Origin of the sequence: Stecheria intestinalis, from assembly GCF_009696165.1 — a bacterium.
Lineage (GTDB): Bacteria > Bacillota_I > Bacilli_A > Erysipelotrichales > Erysipelotrichaceae > Bulleidia > Bulleidia intestinalis.
Window position 1 is genome coordinate 82,383 of sequence record NZ_VUMN01000003.1, and the last position, 19,248, is coordinate 101,630.

Annotated in this window: 21 protein-coding genes; 13 read left to right on the plus strand and 8 right to left on the minus strand. The window is 50.6% G+C overall.

The window, feature by feature from the left end; translation table 11 throughout:
* The first annotated feature begins 3 nt into the window (after nt 1–3).
* Nucleotides 4–1,671, plus strand: coding sequence for an ABC transporter permease (locus FYJ51_RS02535; RefSeq protein ID WP_235897200.1), 1,668 nt, complete (start codon nt 4–6; stop codon nt 1,669–1,671).
* Nucleotides 1,672–1,774: 103 nt separating this feature from the next.
* On the opposite strand, the gene FYJ51_RS02540 is transcribed toward FYJ51_RS02535, so the two are convergent.
* Genes FYJ51_RS02540 through thrC form a run of 4 tightly spaced genes read right to left on the minus strand, consistent with a single transcriptional unit; the run spans nt 1,775 to nt 5,065 of the window.
* Entirely contained in the window at nt 1,775–2,248 is a 474-nt protein-coding gene (locus tag FYJ51_RS02540) for a peptidylprolyl isomerase (RefSeq protein WP_154502849.1), read from the minus strand.
* Between the two features lie 42 nt (nt 2,249–2,290).
* On the minus strand, nt 2,291–2,731 hold the full coding sequence (locus FYJ51_RS02545) for an ACT domain-containing protein (protein WP_154502852.1): 441 nt from the start codon (nt 2,729–2,731) through the stop codon (nt 2,291–2,293).
* A complete protein-coding gene (gene thrB / locus FYJ51_RS02550) occupies nt 2,713–3,591 on the minus strand; it encodes a homoserine kinase (protein WP_105303127.1) in 879 nt (292 codons plus the stop codon). The genes FYJ51_RS02545 and thrB overlap by 19 nt, the downstream gene beginning before the upstream one ends.
* Nucleotides 3,584–5,065: a threonine synthase gene (gene thrC, locus FYJ51_RS02555; protein WP_154502855.1), complete on the minus strand. Its 1,482-nt coding sequence runs from the start codon at nt 5,063–5,065 to the stop codon at nt 3,584–3,586. The genes thrB and thrC overlap by 8 nt, the downstream gene beginning before the upstream one ends.
* 104 nt (nt 5,066–5,169) lie before the next feature.
* Here thrC and FYJ51_RS02560 point away from each other — a divergent pair, with 104 nt between their 5' ends.
* The 12 genes from FYJ51_RS02560 (at nt 5,170) to FYJ51_RS13915 (ending at nt 15,270) form a co-directional block, all read left to right on the plus strand.
* The gene (locus tag FYJ51_RS02560) at nt 5,170–6,318 is read left to right on the plus strand and encodes a homoserine dehydrogenase (RefSeq protein ID WP_205946130.1); all 1,149 of its coding nucleotides are present in this window, start codon (nt 5,170–5,172) and stop codon (nt 6,316–6,318) included.
* On the plus strand, nt 6,315–7,649 hold the full coding sequence (locus FYJ51_RS02565) for an aspartate kinase (protein ID WP_105303130.1): 1,335 nt from the start codon (nt 6,315–6,317) through the stop codon (nt 7,647–7,649). Before FYJ51_RS02560 ends, FYJ51_RS02565 begins: the two co-directional genes overlap by 4 nt.
* On the plus strand, nt 7,649–8,632 hold the full coding sequence (locus FYJ51_RS02570) for an aspartate-semialdehyde dehydrogenase (protein WP_154502861.1): 984 nt from the start codon (nt 7,649–7,651) through the stop codon (nt 8,630–8,632). Before FYJ51_RS02565 ends, FYJ51_RS02570 begins: the two co-directional genes overlap by 1 nt.
* Nucleotides 8,633–8,699: 67 nt before the next feature.
* Nucleotides 8,700–9,242 (plus strand): hypothetical protein, encoded by a 543-nt coding sequence (locus FYJ51_RS02575; protein ID WP_154502864.1) that lies wholly within the window; start codon nt 8,700–8,702, stop codon nt 9,240–9,242.
* 98 nt (nt 9,243–9,340) lie between these two features.
* Nucleotides 9,341–10,168 carry an energy-coupling factor transporter ATPase gene (locus FYJ51_RS02580; protein ID WP_154502867.1) on the plus strand — a complete coding sequence of 276 codons (828 nt, stop codon included), beginning with the start codon at nt 9,341–9,343 and terminating at the stop codon, nt 10,166–10,168.
* Nucleotides 10,144–11,004, plus strand: coding sequence for an energy-coupling factor transporter ATPase (locus FYJ51_RS02585; RefSeq protein WP_277084517.1), 861 nt, complete (start codon nt 10,144–10,146; stop codon nt 11,002–11,004). Before FYJ51_RS02580 ends, FYJ51_RS02585 begins: the two co-directional genes overlap by 25 nt.
* The gene (locus FYJ51_RS02590) at nt 10,997–11,797 is read left to right on the plus strand and encodes an energy-coupling factor transporter transmembrane component T family protein (protein WP_105303135.1); all 801 of its coding nucleotides are present in this window, start codon (nt 10,997–10,999) and stop codon (nt 11,795–11,797) included. Before FYJ51_RS02585 ends, FYJ51_RS02590 begins: the two co-directional genes overlap by 8 nt.
* On the plus strand, nt 11,794–12,798 hold the full coding sequence (truA, locus tag FYJ51_RS02595) for a tRNA pseudouridine(38-40) synthase TruA (RefSeq protein ID WP_154502870.1): 1,005 nt from the start codon (nt 11,794–11,796) through the stop codon (nt 12,796–12,798). The genes FYJ51_RS02590 and truA overlap by 4 nt, the downstream gene beginning before the upstream one ends.
* Nucleotides 12,767–13,360 (plus strand): hypothetical protein, encoded by a 594-nt coding sequence (locus FYJ51_RS02600; RefSeq protein WP_105303137.1) that lies wholly within the window; start codon nt 12,767–12,769, stop codon nt 13,358–13,360. Before truA ends, FYJ51_RS02600 begins: the two co-directional genes overlap by 32 nt.
* A gap of 185 nt (nt 13,361–13,545) precedes the next feature.
* On the plus strand, nt 13,546–13,983 hold the full coding sequence (rplM, locus tag FYJ51_RS02605) for a 50S ribosomal protein L13 (protein ID WP_105304866.1): 438 nt from the start codon (nt 13,546–13,548) through the stop codon (nt 13,981–13,983).
* A gap of 17 nt (nt 13,984–14,000) precedes the next feature.
* Nucleotides 14,001–14,408 (plus strand): 30S ribosomal protein S9, encoded by a 408-nt coding sequence (gene rpsI / locus FYJ51_RS02610; RefSeq protein WP_105303138.1) that lies wholly within the window; start codon nt 14,001–14,003, stop codon nt 14,406–14,408.
* A 250-nt stretch (nt 14,409–14,658) separates the two neighbouring features.
* Complete coding sequence (locus tag FYJ51_RS13915) at nt 14,659–15,270, plus strand: helix-turn-helix domain-containing protein (RefSeq protein ID WP_154502873.1); 612 nt, start codon at nt 14,659–14,661, stop codon at nt 15,268–15,270.
* Here FYJ51_RS13915 and FYJ51_RS02620 read toward each other — a convergent pair.
* From FYJ51_RS02620 to FYJ51_RS13460, 4 genes are read right to left on the minus strand one after another with little or no spacing between them, the layout of a single operon-like run.
* The gene (locus FYJ51_RS02620) at nt 15,189–15,890 is read right to left on the minus strand and encodes a B3/B4 domain-containing protein (protein ID WP_235897201.1); all 702 of its coding nucleotides are present in this window, start codon (nt 15,888–15,890) and stop codon (nt 15,189–15,191) included. The two genes, FYJ51_RS13915 and FYJ51_RS02620, sit on opposite strands and share 82 nt — an antisense overlap.
* 7 nt (nt 15,891–15,897) lie before the next feature.
* Nucleotides 15,898–17,811, minus strand: coding sequence for a phenylalanine--tRNA ligase beta subunit-related protein (locus tag FYJ51_RS02625; RefSeq protein ID WP_154502876.1), 1,914 nt, complete (start codon nt 17,809–17,811; stop codon nt 15,898–15,900).
* Nucleotides 17,812–17,836: 25 nt separating this feature from the next.
* On the minus strand, nt 17,837–18,796 hold the full coding sequence (locus FYJ51_RS02630; RefSeq protein WP_205946132.1) for a helix-turn-helix domain-containing protein: 960 nt from the start codon (nt 18,794–18,796) through the stop codon (nt 17,837–17,839).
* Nucleotides 18,739–19,158 (minus strand): cupin domain-containing protein, encoded by a 420-nt coding sequence (locus FYJ51_RS13460; protein WP_205946133.1) that lies wholly within the window; start codon nt 19,156–19,158, stop codon nt 18,739–18,741. Before FYJ51_RS13460 ends, FYJ51_RS02630 begins: the two co-directional genes overlap by 58 nt.
* Nucleotides 19,159–19,248 lie beyond the last annotated feature (90 nt).

Genomic DNA, 19,248 nt, shown 5'->3' on the forward strand with positions numbered 1-19,248 from the left:
TTCATGACCGCCATGGAAATGAAGTCTTCAGATGCCCGGAAGTCCTTTGATATCTGGAAAGGAATTTCCTGGGGCATTCTGGCTCTTTATGCCCTGTTCCTGATTTATCCGCTGATCCGTCTTCTGATCAGTGCCGTCTATGTGGACGGACACTTCACCCTGGAATATTTCGGACAGTTCTTTGCGAAGAAGTATTACACCTCGACGATCTGGAATTCTCTGAAAGTCAGCTTCATGGTCACGCTGGTTTCGCTGGTGATCGGAGTTCCGCTGGCCTATTTCTATACGATGTATGACCTGAAGGGCAAGCGTGTCCTGCAGGTTCTGATCATCCTCTGCAGCATGTCGGCTCCGTTCATCGGTGCGTATTCCTGGATTCTATTGCTTGGAAGAAGCGGTCTGATCACCGGATGGTTCAAGTCGATCGGGATCACGCTGCCGACGATCTACGGCTTCCGGGGGATCTTCCTCGTGCAGGCACTGCAGCTGTTCCCGCTTGTATTCCTGTATGTGTGCGGCGGTCTGAAGAACGTCGACCAGTCGCTGCTGGAGGCGTCGGAAAACCTCGGCTGCACGAGTGTGAAGCGGTTCTTCACCGTGGTGATTCCATTATGCATGCCGACCATTCTTGCGAGTGCATTGCTTGTCTTCATGCGTGCATTTGCGGATTTCGGTACGCCGCTATTGATCGGTGAAGGCTATCGGACATTCCCGGTCATCATCTACAATGCATACTTCTCCGAAGTAGGAACGAACCACAGCTTCGGTGCTGCGGTCAGTGTCATCGCCATCGTGATCACGACGGTGATCTTCCTGATTCAGAATTATGCCAACAGCAAATTCCAGTTCACAATGAATGCGCTGCATCCGATTGAGCGTCATCCGGCTTCCGGAGCGAAGAGCTTCTGGATGAACTTCTTTGCCTGGGCAGTCGTGCTGATTGCTTTCATGCCGCAGGTATATGTCATGTACACGTCCTTCAAGAAGACTTCCGGAAAGCTGTTCACGGATGGCTATTCGCTGGACAGCTACCGGACCGCCTTTGCGTCGGCAGACCGGGCAATCCCGAATACGTTCATCATCGGCATTGAAGCACTTGCAATCACCGTGATCATTGCAATTCTGATTGCGTATCTCGTCGTTCGAAGAAAGAACAAGACGAATGAAGTGATTGATACGCTGTCCATGGTTCCGTATATCATTCCTGGTTCGGTCATCGGTATTGCGCTGGTCATCGCATTCAGCTCGAAGCCGCTGGTGCTGACCGGAACTGCCGTGATCATGGTCATCGCACTGGTCATCCGCCGTATGCCGTATACGATCCGTTCTTCGGTTGCGATTCTGCAGCAGATTCCGATGTCGATCGAAGAAGCTGCGATTTCGCTCGGATCTTCGAAGATGAAAGCATTCTTCCAGATCACGGTTCCGATGATGGGCAATGGCATTCTGTCAGGTGCGATCCTGTCGTGGGTCACGATCATCACCGAGCTTTCCACAGCCATCATCCTCTACAACCTGAAGACGATCACACTGACGCTGGAGGTTTATATCAACGTCACAAGAGGAAGCTATGGAGTCGCTGCTGCGTATGCCACGATCCTCACCGCAACCACGATCATCTCGCTCTTATTGTTCATGAAGTTCTCGAAGAACAAGGAGATTTCGTTCTGAATCATCGACCTCTGCTGCGGCAGAGGTTTTTATATGCATGCATAGCAGAAGAAAAGGAACTGCGCTGCAGTTCCTTTCAGATTCGTATGAATTGTTCTGCTGATCAGTCTTCAATGTAGACCCGCTTCATGCGCTGCGTCTTCTTCGGACGATCGGAAGCGTCGGTGTCGGTTTCAGCGATCTCGTCAACGGTTTCCATGCCTTCCACGACATGTCCGAATGCAGCATACTGGCCATCCAGATACGGAGCGTCCTGGTGCATGATGAAGAACTGGCTGGAAGCGCTGTTCGGATCCATGGTTCTTGCCATCGAGATCGTGCCGCGCACGTGCCTGATCGGATTCGGATATCCGTTGGAAGCGAATTCTCCCGGAATCTCTTCATCAGATCCGCCAGCACCGGTTCCGGTCGGGTCGCCGCCCTGGATCATGAAGCCGGAGATGACCCGGTGGAAGATCAGTCCGTCATAGAAGTGCTCTTCGACAAGCTTGCGGAAATTTGCAGCAGTGATCGGTGCATTCTTCTCATCAAGTTCGATCTTGATGGTATGCCCGTTTTCCATTTCAATAACAATCATGTGATTTCTCCTTGCGTCAGAATTCTATCACAGGTATGGTTCTCATTCCATCGAATCAAGATGCACGGAACAGACGCTCTTCATGGATTTTAAGAGCTTCATTAATTCTTCCAGACTGCAGGACATCGAACTGATATCGAGTGCGAGCAAGACGCTTGCCTTGCCGGCAACCGGCAGGGATTGCGAGATGGTCAGCACACTGCCGCCATGCTCGCTGACTGCGGTCAGCACTTCGGAAAGACTTCCGGCCTCATGCCTTAAAAGAAGCGAGAACACAGCTTTCCGCGTGGAGCCGAGATCTTCTTCGGCCCGGTAGACATAGTCTTTGTATTTATAGAAGGTGCTGCGGGAGATGCCTGCTTTTTTCACGGCTTCGGTCACGCTGGAAACTTCATGGGAAGAAAGCAGATCTCTGGCCTGGATCACCTGGTCCAGGTAATCCGGGAGAATCTTTCTGGAAACGATCAGATAATCTTTTTCCATGTTCCTTCCTCGAAATATTCAGTTCCTTCATGAGCTGCCTGAAGCGGCAGGATCTTCCATTCTTCCGGAAGTCCTGAAATCTCTGCTGCGGCAGTTTCGGAGAGCGGCTTTGTGCTGATGAGCAGACAGGTAGAACCGGAACCGCTGATCAGCAGCTTCCCATCTGTATCTGATTCGGCAATCTTTCTGGCTTCCTCGAAATGAGGAATCAGGGTCTTCCGGTATGGTTCATGAAGCTGATCGATCGAAGCTTCTTTCAGAAGCTCGAAATCACCGGTACGGAATGCTTCGGTGAGCAGAACAGCATGCGCTCCGTTTCCGGCTGCAACGCTTCTCGGATAAGCTTCCGGGAGAATCGATCTTGCCTGATGCGTGGAGACTTCAAAGTCCGGAATCAGAACGGTGAAGTGAAAGACTTCGGAAAGCGGAAGCTTCCGAGTCAGGTAGAGACCGTTGCTGCGGATCATGCAGGCAGTCAGCCCGCCATAGATACATGGCGCTGCGTTGTCAGGATGTCCTTCCATCTCCGCAGAGAGTTCAAAGATCTGATTCCCTGTAAGAGGAATTCCGAGCAGCTTCGCTGCGGCAATGCCGCCGACAATCATGGCGGCACTAGAGCCAAGTCCTCTGGAAGAAGGAATGTCGCAGTCGAAGCGGACATGGAGATTCTTCCCGCCGGCTTTGCGGAATGCCTGGACGAAGAGATTATCCGGATTGGCAAAACGAGGTTCCGTGTTCTCGAGAATCAGTTCATCCGAAGGTTCGATTTCAAACGTGTTGTATAAGTTCAATGCCAGGCCGAGGCAGTCAAAGCCAGGGCCGAGGTTGGCGCTGGTGGCAGGAACGCGGAACTTAATCATGTGAGAGCTCCTCCATGCGTTTCGTGATGAAGGAGATGCCGTCCTGATTCTCGATGACGGTATGGAACCGGATCGGAAGATCTTTCAGTTCGGCAAGGCCTGCCGGGATTTCCGTATTGCTGAGGGAAGACAGCTTCTGCATGGCCGCAAACGGATCTTCAGGTACTTGGGAAGAAATGCAGCTCAGCACATCCTTCGCAAACTTATACGGGCTTGCCGTAGACAGAACGATGCACGGAATTTGATCTCCGGTTTCCTTCTGGTATTCATGCATGGCATGATAGGCAACTGCGGTATGCGGATCGATCAGGACGTGTTCATTCTCAAACAGCGTTCTGATCTCTTTGCGACAGGATTCTTCATCGGTCCAGTATCCGGAAAAGATGCTGCGGATATTCTTCAGCATGTCTTCGGGAATCGTGTAGCTTCCTTCGTTCTTCAGCTGTTCCATGCAGGAAGCAGCAAAGGAATCATCCTTGCTTTCAAAATAAAGCAGGCGTTCCAGGTTGCTGGAAATCAGAATGTCCATCGAAGGAGACATCGTCAGATGAAATGGGCGATGGACAGAATACGTGCCGGTATTCAGAAAATCCGTCAGCACATGGTTGGAGTTGCTGGCACAGATGAGTCTCTTGACTGGAAGGCCCATCTGCTTTGCAAGATACCCGGCCAGGATATCGCCGAAGTTTCCGGTCGGAACGACGAAGTTCACCGGATCTCCTGCCTGGATCGTACCATTGCTTACAAGCTTTGAATAGGAAGTGAAATAGTATACGACCTGCGGGGCAAGCCGGCCGATGTTGATGGAATTGGCACTGGAGATGGTCACATGATGGCAGGCGTTCAGCACTGCTTTGCTGCGGCAGGCTTCCTTGACCATGCGCTGGCAGTCGTCGAAGTTTCCTCTGACTGCTACGACCATGACATTATTGCCGCGGCTTGTCTGCATCTGCAGCTTCTGGATTTCCGAGACGCCATCCGAAGGATAGAAGATCGTGATGGCGGTATGCGGAACATCTGCAAAGCCGGAGAGGGCTGCTTTGCCGGTATCGCCGCTGGTTGCGGTGAGGATGGCGATCGTATCGTCTCTTCCTTTTTCGCCATAGGCTTCCGAAAGCAGATGGGGCAGGATGGTCAGGGCGATGTCCTTGAAGGCACTGGTCGGGCCATGCCAGAGTTCCATAAGCCAGCCGTCGCTGACCTTGGTGAGCGGAACGATGTCAGTACTATTGAATCTCGTATCGTAGGCGCTGGTGATGGAGCGATGGAGTTCATCCTTGGAATAGCCGTCCAGCAGGATGGAAAGGACGTTCTGAGCAGTGTCCTGGTAGCTCTTGTTCAGATAGTCTTCGGATTTTAACAGAGGCAGGGGTTCGGATGGAACGAACAGACCGCCGTCTTCGGCGAGGCCGTGCAGGACTGCTTCCTGCGGGGTGACGGAAATACTGTGGTTTCTGGTACTCTGATATCGCATGTCTGAATTCTCCTTGAAGGGATAACTCCTGTATGATACTATGTTTGTGTTTTGAATACAACTGTGCTTGGATTGAGCACAGTTCAGAAATACAGGGGATTGCTATGAAGATCGGATTGCTCGGACATGGAGTTGTAGGAAGCGGAGTTGCTGAGATTATCGACAGCGGCAGAAGTGCTGAAGTAAAGGATCTCAGAGTGGAGAAGATGCTGGTACGCACCCGGCAGGAAGTGACGGAAGCCCGGATCACGACAGAAGTATCAGAGATTCTGAATGATCCGGAAATTGAGGTGATTGCGGAATGCATGGGCGGGCTGGAACCTGCTCATACGTATGTGAAGACGGCCTTGGAATATGGAAAGTCCGTGGTATCTTCCAACAAGAAGATGCTGGCTGCGTATTACAGCGAGCTGATGGAGATTGCTGAAAAGAATCATGTGATGCTTCGGATGGAGGCTGCAGTCGGAGGCGGAATTCCGTGTATGGAGAATCTGATGCGGATCCGCAGAATTGAACCGATTGATTCGTTCCGGGGCATTTTCAATGGCACGACGAACTATATTCTCTCGGCCATGAAGGAAGAGCAGAAAGAGTTTGACGAAATGCTGAAAGGCGCGCAGGCGGCTGGCTATGCGGAGCGGAATCCGGGCGATGATATCGATGGGTTCGATGTCCGCTACAAGGTGGCGCTTACCTGTGCGCAGGCTTTTGATGCATTGGTGGATCCTTCGGACATTCCGACGTTTGGAATCCGGAATATTCACAGCGAAGATCTGCTTCATGCCGAAGAGAGGAACCGTACGATCAAGCTGATCGGATGGGCAGAAGATCATGGCGATTCGGTAATGGCTATGGTGATGCCGGTTTTCGTGAAGGACAGCGATTACCTGAGCCGGATTCCATGCAATCTCAATGGCATTGAATCGTTCAGCCGGACGCTAGGGAAAGCTGGCTTTGTGGGCCAGGGGGCAGGAAGTCTTCCGACCGCACATGCTGTGGTGCAGGATCTGATTGATGTATCTGAAGGAAGAAAAGAAGTATCCCGCAATCTGAAGAAGAAAACGGTGAACTGCAGAGATCGCAAGGGTGTCTATTATATCCGGACGAAGCAGCCGGAAGTATTTGCAGAGGTGGTTGCAGAGAAGCTGGATCAGAACTGTCTGATCACGGAACAGGTGGAATGGAAGAAGCTCGAAGGGCTTCTGAATCAGGCAGCGGATCCGGATCTCTTTCTTGCGGAGGTGCAGGCATGATCAAGGTTGCGAAATTCGGCGGTTCTTCGGTTGCGAATGCAGAGCAGTTCAGGAAGGTGAAGCAGATTGTCCTGTCTGATCCTTCCCGGAAGTTCATCGTGAGCAGTGCCTGCGGAAAGTCTTCTTCGGAGGATCATAAGGTCACGGATCTGCTGTATCTCTGCGAGGCGCATGTACGGTTCGGGGTTTCGTATGAATCCATTTTCTCCCAGATTGAAGAAAAGTACTATGGAATCAAAAAAGAACTCGGTCTTCAGATTGATCTGGAGAAGGAGTTTGCGTCGATCCGTTCCTATATGAAGAAGGGAATGTCGACAGATTATCTGGTCAGCCGCGGTGAGTATCTGACGAGCAAGTGCCTGGCGGAGTATCTTGGCTATGAGTTCGTCGATGCGGCGGATGTGATTGCGTTCCGCTACAATGGCGACATTGATCTGCAGCGGACCGGACAGCTGCTGGAAGAGCGGTCGGATGGCCAGGGCATGGTGATTCCGGGCTTCTATGGAAGTCTGCCGAATGGCACCATCAAGGTGATGAGCCGGGGCGGTTCGGATATCACCGGTTCGGTGATTGCCAATGTGATGAATGCGGATGTCTATGAGAACTGGACAGATGTGAGCGGCTTCTATGTCACGGATCCGAAAATTGTCGAGAATCCGGTTGCGATTCCGCGGCTGAATTACAATGAGCTGCGCGAGATGAGCTACATGGGGGCCAATGTGCTGCATGATGATGCGGTGTTCCCGGTGAAGTCCAAGAATATTCCGATCAATATCCGGAATACGAATGCGCCGGATGATCCGGGCACGATGATTCTGAATGACTGCAGTGAGCTGGATCGGACGGATCCGCCGCATGCGATCACGGGCATCACGGGCAGAAAGGATTACACGTCGATCACGATCGTGAAGAATCATGCATCGGCAGAAGTAGGTTTTCTCAGAAGGATGCTGCAGGCGTTTGAAGACTATCATGTCAGCATCGAAGAGGTTCCGACGACGGTCGATACGTTCTCAGTATTGGTCAGTTCCTCAGCAGTTCAGAACTGCCTGTATGACATTGTCGGAAGGCTCAAGGAAGAACTGCATCCGGAGGATGTGAGGATCGAAGAACATCTGGCTCTGGTGGCAGTGGTAGGCAGAGCGATGAAGGAACAGCCGGGCATGTCCGGAAGACTATTGTCAGAGTTTGGCCATAACAAGATCAATATCAAGACGATCAGCCAGAGCTCGGATGAGCTGTGCATCGTGGTCGGTGTTATGAATCGGGATTTTGAGAAAGCAATCCGGTGCATCTACCGGAGATTCATTTCGGAAGAGAGGACGCGGTAATGAGAATCGGAATACTTGGCGCGACCGGCGCAGTCGGGCGTCAGATGATGGAGTGCCTGGAAGAACAGAAGATCATCTCCGATGATCTGATATTGCTGGCCAGCCCAAGAAGTGAAGGAAAGGTTCTGCCTTTTGCAGGGAAAGAACTGATGGTGCATGCGGTCAATGAAGCATGGCTGGAAGGACTGGATTATGTGCTCGGAGCAGTCGACGCTGATACGTCGAGAAAGTGGGCGCCGGCAATCAGGAATAGCGGTGCCGTTTATATCGATAATTCCAGTGCGTTCCGCCTGGAAGAGGATATTCCGCTGGTTGTTCCGGAGATCAATGGAGCAGATGCGCTGAATCACCATGGCATCATTGCAAATCCGAACTGCAGCACGATTATCACGCTGATGGCAATTGCGCCGATTCATCAGATCAGCCCCATCCGCAAGGTGATTGCGTCTACGTATCAGGCAGTATCTGGTGCCGGCATGCATGGCATTGACGAACTGGAGCAGGAAGTGAAGGACATTGCAGAAGGAAAGGCAGTGAAGCCTTCGGTCTTCCCGGCGCAGATTGCTTATAACTGCATTCCGTGGATCGGCAGTGAGAAAGAAGCAGGCTATACAAGCGAAGAGCTGAAGATGCGCAATGAGGGCAGAAAGATTCTGCACAATCCGGAAATGAAAGTTACGTGCACGTGTGTGAGAGTTCCGGTATTCCGGTCTCATTCGATTTCGGTCAGCGTGGAGTGCGAGCAGCCGGTTTCGGCGGAAGCTGCTGCTGAGGCGATTTCTCAGTTTGAGGGAGATGTGTATCTGAAGGATGGCTATCCGATGCCGCTGGATACGTCTGGCCAGGATAAGGTGTATGTCGGAAGACTGCGGCCGGATATGGTGTTTGACGGCGGGCTTTCGCTGTTCTGCTGCGGGGATCAGATCCGCAAAGGAGCAGCGGCGAATGCGGTTCAGATTCTGGCTTATCTGCTGAAGCACTGAGGCGGAAATTCGCTGTTTTTTCAGAACAGCTCTGTGCTAGAATGTCTTCCATAGAGAGGTTGATAATATGTTTCGTAGATTACTGGCGCTTGCGGCTGCGACTGGTGCTGCAATCGCTGTGACAGCAGCAGTGAAGACGGTTTCGAAGAAGAAAGAACCGGAGCAGAAAGAAGACGATGATGATTCCGTCAATTTCATTGAGATTGACTCGGATGATGAGGATTCTTCTGAGCAGAAGAAAGAGTCTTCTGCAGAGGCGAAGGAATATGCCCCGGAAGTGAAGGAAATCTCAGAGCTGTATCCGTATCTGAGCCTGGATTACATCGAGGAGCAGTTAAAGAGAAATGATGCCTTCAATACGGAGTATCCGGAAGATACGCTGGTGACGATTTCGCATAAAGCGCTGTTTGACAGCGAGGATCTGAAGGGTCAGTTCCGCACGATTGCGGAGCAGAATGGCTATGAGGCGAAGGATCTTGGCGAAAAGGAGTGCCTGGCGGTGCATAAGATGTTCACGCAGAATGGTGCGATTCTCTCGGATATCTTCAACGTAGCGAATCAGGTAGGATGCCTGAAGGGGTCCTACGAGGGGTACAACATCGAAGCTTAAGTCAGGAAGCCTGCAGAAATGCAGGCTTTTGCATGGTTTTTACTGTGGCGTTTGCTATAATGAGTAAGCTTTTGAGCAGATGGGAAAGGACGCTTGGAATGGGCATTGTTGACGTCAGAAATCTGACATTTTCCTATGATCAGGAAATGAATGCAGTAGAAGAGGTGTCTTTTTCCGTGGAAAAAGGGACTTATACGACGATTGTCGGTCATAATGGCTCTGGCAAATCCACGGTGGCAAAGCTGATTACGGGCCTGCTGGAGAGAAAGAGCGGAGATATTCAGATCGAAGGGATGGAGCTGGATGAAGAACATCTGAGAGCCATCCGTTCGAAGATCGGCATTGTCTTCCAGAATCCGGATAATCAGTTCATCGGTTCTACGGTCAGGGATGATATAGCCTTCGGACTGGAGAATCATTGTGTTCCGCAGGAACAGATGGATGATCTGATCAATACGTATGCGGCAAAGGTCGGGATGACGGACTATCTGGGCAGCGAGCCGACGCATCTCAGCGGGGGTCAGAAGCAGCGGGTGGCGATTGCCGGCGTGCTGGCAATGCATCCGGATATTCTGATCTTTGATGAAGCGACTTCAATGCTGGATCCGCAGGGAAAAGCAGAAATCAAGAAAGTGATCATGGAACTGCATAAGGAATCAGGACTGACGATTCTTTCCATTACTCATGATATTGATGAGGTGGTGAGCAGTGATTATGTTATTGCCATGCATGAAGGACATGTGGCGATGACCGGGACACCGGAAGAGATTTTCCGTCAGGAAAAGAAGCTGGAGGAGATTCAACTGGATCTTCCGTTCAGTGTCAAGCTGATTCGGGAACTGAAGAAAGATGGCGTCAACGTAGGCAGAACGCTGACGATGGAAGGACTGGTGGACGAACTGTGCCGATTGCATTCGAACATGTAAGTCATATCTACAGCGACGGAACGCCTTACCGGTATGTTGCGCTCACGGATGTGAACCTGGATATCACGATGGGAAAGATGACTGCGATCATCGGCCAGACGGGTTCCGGCAAGAGCACACTCGTGCAGCATCTCAATGCGCTTTTACTGCCGAGTGCAGGAACGGTGAGGGTTCTGGATCGCACGATTGAAGCAGGAACAGAGCCGAAGGGTCTCAAGAGTCTTCGCGGGGATGTCGGTCTGGTATTCCAGTTTCCGGAGTATCAGCTGTTTGAAGAGACCGTGCTCAAGGACGTGGCGTTCGGGCCGCGCAATTTCGGCGTGTCTCTGGAAGATGCGGAGAAGAAGGCGAGGATGGCTCTGAAGCTGGTCGGCCTGGATGAAAGCTTTGAGCAGCGGTCGCCGCTGGAGCTTTCTGGCGGTCAGAAGCGCCGGGTTGCGATTGCAGGAATTCTTGCGATGGAGCCGAAGGTGCTGGTGCTGGATGAGCCGACGGCTGGTCTTGACCCGAAGGGAACCATCTCCATGATGAAGCTGTTCAAGCGGCTGAATCAGGAGAAGGGCATTACGGTTCTGACCGTTACACATGATATGGAGCAGGTATTCCGTTATTTTGATGAAGTGATCGTCATGGCAAACGGGGCCCCGCGGATTCATACGTCGGTGAAGGAGTTCTTCCGGGATAGCAGAACGTGTGAAGAGATGGATATTCTTCCGCCTGCGCTGATCCGCATGCGGGACATGCTCAGAGCACAGGGATTTGAGATTCCGGATTCTGCCGATACGCTGGAGGCACTTGCGGCTTGCATTGCAAAGCAGGTGAAGCATCATGGGTAATATCACATTAGGAAGATACATGCCTCTGGATTCGCCGATCCATAAGATGGATCCGCGGGCGAAGATCGGTGCGATGCTGCTGATGCTGGCGGCGATTTTCTTTCCGGCGGGATGGCTGGGCTATCTGATCATCTTCGTGACGGTCAGTGCGGTAATCCTGATCGGCAAGCTGAGTTTCAGCTATATTCTGAAGTCCATGAAGCCGATGATGTTCATGATGATCTTTCTGCTGATCATCAACTGCCTGGCCGTGCGGACGGGAGATGTTGCGTTTACGCTGTTCGGGTTTTCGGTGTATATGGATGCGATCACGCAGACGCTGTATATTGTGGTGCGCTTATTGCTGATGATCATGATCACGACGTGTCTGACAGCGACGACGAAGCCGCTTGATATGACCTTGGGAATTGAGGATCTTCTGAAGCCGTTTCAGAGGTTCGGAGTTCCTTCGCATGAGATTGCGATGCTGATCAGTATTGCGCTGCGGTTTATTCCGGATCTGATTGATGAAACCAGCCGGATCATGAAGGCCCAGGAAAGCCGCGGTGTTGATATGAAGGAAGGAAAGCTGAAAGAGAGGATCATGGCGATTCTTTCGCTGATTGTTCCGCTGTTTGTCAGTGCCTTCCAGAGAGCTGAAGATCTGGCAAATGCCATGGAGGCCAGAGGCTATGCTCCTGGTGAGCCGCGTACGCGCTACAAGGTTCTGAAGATGCAGCGCAATGACTGGATTCTGCTCTTCGGTTCGGCGGCAGTGCTTGGCCTGATGATCTGGCTTTCGTATTTTGCATGATCCGCTATAAGTGCACGGTTGAATACTGCGGTGCGAAGTACTGCGGCTGGCAGTCTCAGCGTCATGGGGATTCAGTTCAGGAACAGATTGAGTCTGCTBTCGAACTGATTATCGGAGTGCATACGCCGATTCTTGCGGCTGGCAGAACAGACGCAAAGGTAAATGCCTGGGGTCAGGTATTTCAGTTTGATACTGACCGCGATATGAGTGAACGGAAATGGCAGGGGGCTATCAATGGATTCCTGCCGGGAGATATTCATATCAGGAAGGTCGAGAAAGTATCTCATCTATTTCATGCCCGCTATTGCGTGCGGGATAAGCGCTATGACTACCGAATCAACCTGGGTGAATACAATGTATTCCGCAAGGATGCGGCTTATCAGTGCCCGTATCCGGTCAATGTGGAGGCGATGAAGCAGGGAGCGCAGTATCTGATCGGAACCCATGATTTTACGTCTTTCAATTCCAATTCTCTGAAAGAGACGCCGGATCAGGTACGGACGATAGAGTCCATCTCGTTCTCCATGGAAGGAGAAGAACTGGTGATTTCGTATCGGGGCCGCGGATTTCTGCGCTATATGGTACGGATGATGACGGCAGCGCTGCTGGAATGCGGAAGAGGCAGAATGAAGCCAGAGCAGATTCAGATCCTTCTGGAGGCACGCTCCAAGACCGTTGCTCGCCGTAATGCCAAGCCGGAAGGACTGACCCTTATGGAAGTGAATTACTTCGAGGTGATTGCGGAGACGAATCAGTCCGTAGTCCGGGAGTTCCTTCCGGAAGATGGAGATCAGATGGTTCCTGGTGCCTATGCATTTGCGGATCGGCATGAGGAAAGACTTTACGGAGAATTCCGCATCCTGGAGGAAGAAGCAGTTCTCGAAACGGATGCAGAACATGCTGAGGAAGCAGAACAGCTGGTTCCTCAGCTGGAGATATCTGCAGGAAAGCCCTGCAGGCTGGTGATTCATGATCAGAAGAGTTCCGAAAGTCAATCTTGAGAGCAATGCCTCAAGAAATGCCAAGATGGCAGGTTATGTCCGGAAGGAATATATCGATTCCGATGGAAAAGGACGGATTCTGATCCGGATTCCGGAGGATTATGAGGTCCTGGATCCGCTGACGATGGGCGGACAGAAAGAACTGAATCAGGAGATCTTCGACTGCATCGACCGGAAGTCTGACCTGATTCCTTCTGTGGTGAAGCTGCGCATTGAGTTCCATGGCAGAGCATGTTCTGAGGAAGAACAGGAAGAAATCCGGAATCTGGTCCGCGAACATTATCAGGTTGAGCAGTTTGAGCTTCAGTGGGACCTGGATGCGAACCTGATTCGGTTCTGGAAGATGATTCTGATCGGATCTTTGTTTCTGGGACTGTATTTCTTCCTTGAACTTACCGAATATGAATTCTTCACGGAACTTGTTTCCGTGATCGGTTCATTTTCTCTCTGGACCGCTGCAGAGCTGTGGATGATCGATCGCAGAGACCTGAAGAAGCAGATGATCTGGATCGAACAGGCAAAGTCTGCTGAGCTGATTTTCGCGGAAGATCAGGCATCGTAAGACGAGTCTGACTCCTCTTACGGGAAGTGAAGGTACGCCGCTGAAAATATGCGGATTTCATAGGCGAAAAACTGCATTTGGAATTGACTTTGACACTGGTATTTAATAGAATGTGATACGGCACCTGCCAAAATGAATACAAGTCCCCGGTAAAGACATGTATCTATTGGAGGAAATTGATTATGATGCGTCAGACTACGATGATCAAGCCAAGTGAAGTCAAGCGTACCTGGTATGTTGTGGATGCGACTGACTGCACACTGGGCCGTCTTGCAACCCAGGTAGCAACTGTTTTAAGAGGCAAGAACAAGCCGACTTACACACCGAACGTTGACTGCGGTGACTACGTAATTGTTGTCAATGCAGACAAGGTTAAGATTACCGGTGATCAGGATGCGAAGAAGTTCTACTATTCTCATTCCATGTATCCGGGAGGACTGCGTGTGAGATCCACAAAGGTAATGCGTGAGCAGTATACCGTTGAGTGGGTTGAGAAGGCTATCAAGGGCATGCTCCCGCACAACAAGCTGGGAGATGTCATGCGCGGACATCTGTTCGTCTATGAAGGACCGGAACATCCGCATGCAGCTCAGAAGCCTGTGGAGCTGAAGATCACAAAGTAAGGAAAGGGTAAGGACAAATGGCTACGAAAAAGAAGAACACAGTAACTTACGAAGGAACTGGACGTCGTAAGAAGTCTACGGCCCGTGTCTTTATGACTCCTGGCACAGGCACAATCACAGTCAACGGCAAGTCTCTTGAAGAATATCTGCCGCAGGCTACTCTCCGTATGATTGTCAACAGCCCGCTGGTTCTCACTGAGACTCAGGGACAGTTCGACATCAAGATCAACGTTCTGGGCGGCGGCTATGCTGGCCAGGCTGGAGCAATGCGCCACGGTATTGCTCGTGCTCTGTGCGAAGCTAGCGCTGATTATCGTCCGGTCCTCAAGAAGGCTGGATTCCTGACACGTGATGCTCGTGAGAAGGAGAGAAAGAAGTACGGTCTCAAAGGAGCTCGTCGCGCTCCGCAGTACAGCAAGCGTTAATCAGAACGTTTGGAAACTCGCATATTTTGCGAGTTTTTTCATTATTTGAATGTCTAAAATGCGGTATGTAATATACGCGCAATATACACACACAATACACAAATTTTCAAAAGAATAGCTGCGCGAAGCCAAATATTGAAAAGTGGCTCTGCATATACACTGTAGCTGCAACAACCTGAAATGAGTAATAAAAGCAGCACAAGGTATCCATTACAATGAGGTTTGCATAGACAACATTGAAAGGATAACCATGTGCTGCAATAAACATCTTACATTAGTAGAGAGAGAAATGATTCTGAAGTTTCGTGCCATAGTCTGTTCTATTACTGAAATCGCACAGCGTCTGGGCAGAAATAAGGCAACTGTTTCAAGGGAACTGCAGCGTAACAGTATCAATGGCGAATATATTCCCGCAGTGGCAGAGGAAATATATCAGGAACACCGTATGAAATGCAGGCGGCATAAAATTCTGGAGAACCCCGAAACCTTCGAATATGTAAAAGACAAGTTTCTCAACCATCAATGGTCGCCTGAAGAAATACAGGGCAGATTAAAGCTGGAACACGCTTCGATGCAAATCAGCTATGTCACAATTAACCGTGCAATCTATTCAGGAGTGTTCAATGAACCAGGTCTATCTCACGGAAACAGAGGAGCCGTCCGCAAACTAAGGCATCGGCGCATGGACGCACATCGATCTTGGCATTGTCCGCTATCACTTCGAACTCGAATCGCATCATTCTGCAGCCTGAGACTGCAGGATTTTTTAGGCCCCGATCCTCATTCGATTTCCGTTTCTCTGCCCGCCTCGGCAATGACCGTGGCAAACGTCAGCTGTGGCATGCACTTAAGCAGATCCTGATGAATCCGCTCCAGTGCCGCAAGACGCAGATCAACACTTGTATTCGCATTGCCCGCAATCACAAACAGAACATTCTGCGTATCATCATCGATCTTATAGAACGTTGAATCACGGGTACCGAGCCAGGTAATGATTCCCTGATCATCGCGATAGACATAATCCGTCCCAGCCACATGTTTCGTATTGCCGCCGATGGAAGTAAAACTGTCTTCCTGACCGCAGATCATGAAGCGCAGCGTACCCGTAATCTTATCCACATCATGACCGCCGATCGCAACACCGGAAATCAGCGTCTCCAGATTATAAATATCGACGACTGTATTAATATGCGGCAGGCTTCCTCTGCGTTTGATGCTGGCAATAAAGTCCGGCACCGTCGGCGGATTTTTTTTGATACTGCGGTTGCAGGAGGTTACAAGATTCTCGTACCCCTGCGTAATCGGATCGTTAAGAATCCAGTCCTTCTTCCCATCGAGCACTTCCTGCTCAACATTCTTGATCTTCGCTTCCACTTCCGGATCGAGCGGCGCCTTCACCTGTACATTTCCCGCTTTGGCAACAACAACCTTTTCGATGCCATGGCCGACCAGGTTTTCATCCACAAAAATCTTCATCATCATGCTCCGCTCAAAGATGCAGCTCTTCCACCGCTTTCTTAAACGTTTCCAGGTCGACCGACGTTCGCCCGCTGACAATCTTCGGACTGCCGCCGCCGGAACAGTTCAGGACCGGCTTCAGGATCTCAAGGATCTCTCTTGCCCTGCCTTCCCGGGAAACAATCGCAAAGTCAATCATGTCATTGGCCGCATAAAGAATTTTCGTATCTGTGCAGACACGCATCAAAGCCTGAGAGAGCGGACGCAGACGATCGCTGTCCCCGCCGGTGAGCTCAATGACCTTCTCCGGCTTCTCGGCATAGTCTTTTGCCTCATGTTCCATCAGCGAACGGGTCAGATCATTGATCTGCTTCTTATACTCTTTGTTCGCTGCCGTTACGGCCGCCGCCTTCTCTTCCAGATCTTCGTTACTTGTTGAAAGCATCTGGGCAAGGCGATTCAGCTGTTTATAATACTGAACCAGCCGCCAGCGCGTCACATTGCCCGCCGTAAAGTAAACTCTTACAGTTGATTTGGAACGGTGTTCCCAGTCAAGCAGAACAAAGGAGCCAATCTCACCGGTATGATTCAGATGCGGCGTACCGCACGGCTGTTCATCGAGCCCTTCAATTTCCACAATCCGCACAGTTTCAAACTTACGATATTCCGGATCCGGATAATCCGATCCCTTCACATAATGGAAATGGACCGGCGCATCTTTGCGGATGGCTTCGTTGATATAGTCTTGCAGTTCCTGCCAGTCCCGGGGCGAAATCTCAGCCACATCGAGATCATAGTATTCATTGTCTTCACAGCAGCCTGTCGAAGTAATCAGCATTCCCTTTCTGCGGTAATAACTGTCAAGAATATGCAGAGCCGTCTGCGGAACTGTATGGGCATAGCGCAGTTCAAAATCAACCTTCATGACAATCGGATCCTGCAGAGGGGCTCCCTCCACATGATGCCAGAGCGTTTCACCTTCCCATTTCAGGCCGTCCACCTTCTGCCCGTTGATCGTACCGGAATCGGATGGCATTCCGCCTTTATCACCATAAAATACAGTATCGTTGAATGCATACCAGTCATCCTTCACATCACGGATGGTCGTTGTACACTCTGTACGCGTATAGTCATCGTAACTTCCTGAATCATCCGGCTGCGCCTTGGGCAGCTGAGATACTTCCTGTCTGCTTTCCTCTGCTTTGTTTTGCTGTGGAACCTCTTCGCGCAGAACAACCTCGGGATGGTCCCGGTCGACAATTGCTCGAGCCATCACTTGAGCGCCAAGGTACTTCGGCAGCAGCTCTGCCAGCTCGTCCAGAGCCTTCTGCAGATCTTCAAGCCGGTCCTCTTCCACGCATTCCATGGCGACAAACTCATTGGTTGTATCATCGTTCACCTGCGTTCGCTGACCGTCTCGCCAGTTCCAGCAGCGGCAGACGACACCCGCATCATCCCGATAGGCGACTTCCCCTTTCAGCGGCGGTTCCGGGACCGCTTCGCCAATCGGCAAAAAATCTTCCGTCCCGTCCATAACACCGAGATGGAGATCACCGGCAAAAGCATCCATATTCTCGACGCCGATCGGGAAGGCATATTTCAGTGAAACCGCATTGGTCAGATCGACCGACGGCACAATCGAGCCGACCGGGTTACCGTGCAGAACACGTTTTAACAGATTTTCCAGCGCGCATCTTGCGCCTTTTTTCGTCGGAAACTTCTGATATGCCTGCCGCCATACCTGAACAACCGGATTGTCTGAAATTGTCTCATTGGGGACATACTTCACAGCCTCTTTGTTGGCTTTGTCCAGCAGGGCAGCGATTTCCTTCATTTCTTCGTCACTGAGGCGGGCCGTTTCATCGACATCTTTCAGAGAAAGTACGGCAATACGGGCATCGGGAAAAATCTTCCAGAAGGCATCATCAACAATAAATTTCTGCATATCATCGCTCCTTTTTTACTGTGTCTTACTGATTGTGATCTGTTATGGGTGCTGCCGGCTTTGTCTTTCGTTTCTTACGAACATGGACTTCTGTTCCGTCTTCATGCTGGAGGGTGACATTGTCACGAAACTCCGTCGGATTCATGCCCTCAAACTTATAGAAGTTGAGGTTGAATGTTTTCACATTGCTGTAGCCGACCGATACAGCAATATCAATCACCGGGTTTGTTGTTGAAACGAGCAGTTCCGCAGCCTTGTTGATACGGACAAAGTTCAGCAGCGTCTCAAAGTTTTTCTCCGAATAATACAGCAGGGCCCGGTTCATTTCCGCAACAGAGATGCCGTATTTGGAAGCGGTCTGAATCGCTGCCAGATCTTCATCATTATAGTTCTTGTAGATATCATTGGTAATGGAAAACGCAATGTTTCGGGAATCGCGGGAATAGGATGTTTCCACCTTACTGTAAATGCGCCGGTAGCGGATCGGTGTTACCCCGACTTTTGACGTGAAGTGTTTGGACAGATGTGAGGCATCGACAAAGCCCAGAAGCGAGGCAATCTCTTCCAACTGCAGATCCGTATAAATCAGATAATCAGAAGCTTTCTCGATCCGGATCGCATTCAGAAGCTTGGAGTAGCTCGTACCGGTCAGCTCCCTGAGATGCTTCGAAAGGGAAGATTCTGACATATAGAACACATCCGCAACCTTGGCAAGTGTCAGTTTTTCTGAAGAATGTGCATAGATATAGCTCAAAATTGAATCATTTCCCGGAACGGTGCTTTTCTCCGTCTGGCCGCTGCCGTTGGACTGGCGGATGAACCGGTAATACAGAATCATCAGTTCAATGATCTTGTTGCTTGTATACAGAAAGCCCAGCGGCTTTTTGGGAATGTGTTCCAGCGTGCTGGCGACGCCAAGCTCGCCTTTCAATTGATCCAGAATATTCTCAACATCCTGTGCCTGCAGACTGTCCAGCTGCAGCACGGCTGCATATTCAGATGTCCCAGCATGTCACTGCCATTATCCGCCAGGCCGACCATATGGCTTAACAGATTTTTGATATAGGTATAATCGTAGACAATCTTGATCAGCTGCAGCGTTGATTCTACGGCTGTAATGTCGGTGATCATCCACGGGCTGATGGCGACAAGGGTATGTTCCTTGATTTCGTACTCCGTACCGTCGATAACCATCGTTCCTTTGCCGTTTTTAAAATAAAGGGACCTTGCCGCCTGGTGCATCAGGGCTTTGGTAGGTGCCTCGATTGCTTCATAATCAAAGGAACAAAGCGACGATGGATCAACATCCGAAATCGAGTTGTCCTGCATGGATGCCTGTTTAATCATACGAAAAAAATTCTCCTTCTATTTTAACCGATCCAAGGAGAGAAAACAGGCGGCAATTCCGAAGAATGCCGCCTGTCCGTGTTTGAACCA

Coding starts and splice junctions, on each gene's coding strand:
- FYJ51_RS02535 (WP_235897200.1), top strand. CDS start 4: ATGACCGCCATGGAAATGAAGTCTTCAGATGCCCGGAAGTCCTTTGAT.
- FYJ51_RS02540 (WP_154502849.1), bottom strand. CDS start 2,248: ATGATTGTTATTGAAATGGAAAACGGGCATACCATCAAGATCGAACTT.
- FYJ51_RS02545 (WP_154502852.1), bottom strand. CDS start 2,731: ATGGAAAAAGATTATCTGATCGTTTCCAGAAAGATTCTCCCGGATTAC.
- thrB (WP_105303127.1), bottom strand. CDS start 3,591: ATGATTAAGTTCCGCGTTCCTGCCACCAGCGCCAACCTCGGCCCTGGC.
- thrC (WP_154502855.1), bottom strand. CDS start 5,065: ATGCGATATCAGAGTACCAGAAACCACAGTATTTCCGTCACCCCGCAG.
- FYJ51_RS02560 (WP_205946130.1), top strand. CDS start 5,170: ATGAAGATCGGATTGCTCGGACATGGAGTTGTAGGAAGCGGAGTTGCT.
- FYJ51_RS02565 (WP_105303130.1), top strand. CDS start 6,315: ATGATCAAGGTTGCGAAATTCGGCGGTTCTTCGGTTGCGAATGCAGAG.
- FYJ51_RS02570 (WP_154502861.1), top strand. CDS start 7,649: ATGAGAATCGGAATACTTGGCGCGACCGGCGCAGTCGGGCGTCAGATG.
- FYJ51_RS02575 (WP_154502864.1), top strand. CDS start 8,700: ATGTTTCGTAGATTACTGGCGCTTGCGGCTGCGACTGGTGCTGCAATC.
- FYJ51_RS02580 (WP_154502867.1), top strand. CDS start 9,341: ATGGGCATTGTTGACGTCAGAAATCTGACATTTTCCTATGATCAGGAA.
- FYJ51_RS02590 (WP_105303135.1), top strand. CDS start 10,997: ATGGGTAATATCACATTAGGAAGATACATGCCTCTGGATTCGCCGATC.
- FYJ51_RS02600 (WP_105303137.1), top strand. CDS start 12,767: ATGATCAGAAGAGTTCCGAAAGTCAATCTTGAGAGCAATGCCTCAAGA.
- rplM (WP_105304866.1), top strand. CDS start 13,546: ATGCGTCAGACTACGATGATCAAGCCAAGTGAAGTCAAGCGTACCTGG.
- rpsI (WP_105303138.1), top strand. CDS start 14,001: ATGGCTACGAAAAAGAAGAACACAGTAACTTACGAAGGAACTGGACGT.
- FYJ51_RS13915 (WP_154502873.1), top strand. CDS start 14,659: ATGTGCTGCAATAAACATCTTACATTAGTAGAGAGAGAAATGATTCTG.
- FYJ51_RS02620 (WP_235897201.1), bottom strand. CDS start 15,890: ATGATGATGAAGATTTTTGTGGATGAAAACCTGGTCGGCCATGGCATC.
- FYJ51_RS02625 (WP_154502876.1), bottom strand. CDS start 17,811: ATGCAGAAATTTATTGTTGATGATGCCTTCTGGAAGATTTTTCCCGAT.
- FYJ51_RS13460 (WP_205946133.1), bottom strand. CDS start 19,158: ATGATTAAACAGGCATCCATGCAGGACAACTCGATTTCGGATGTTGAT.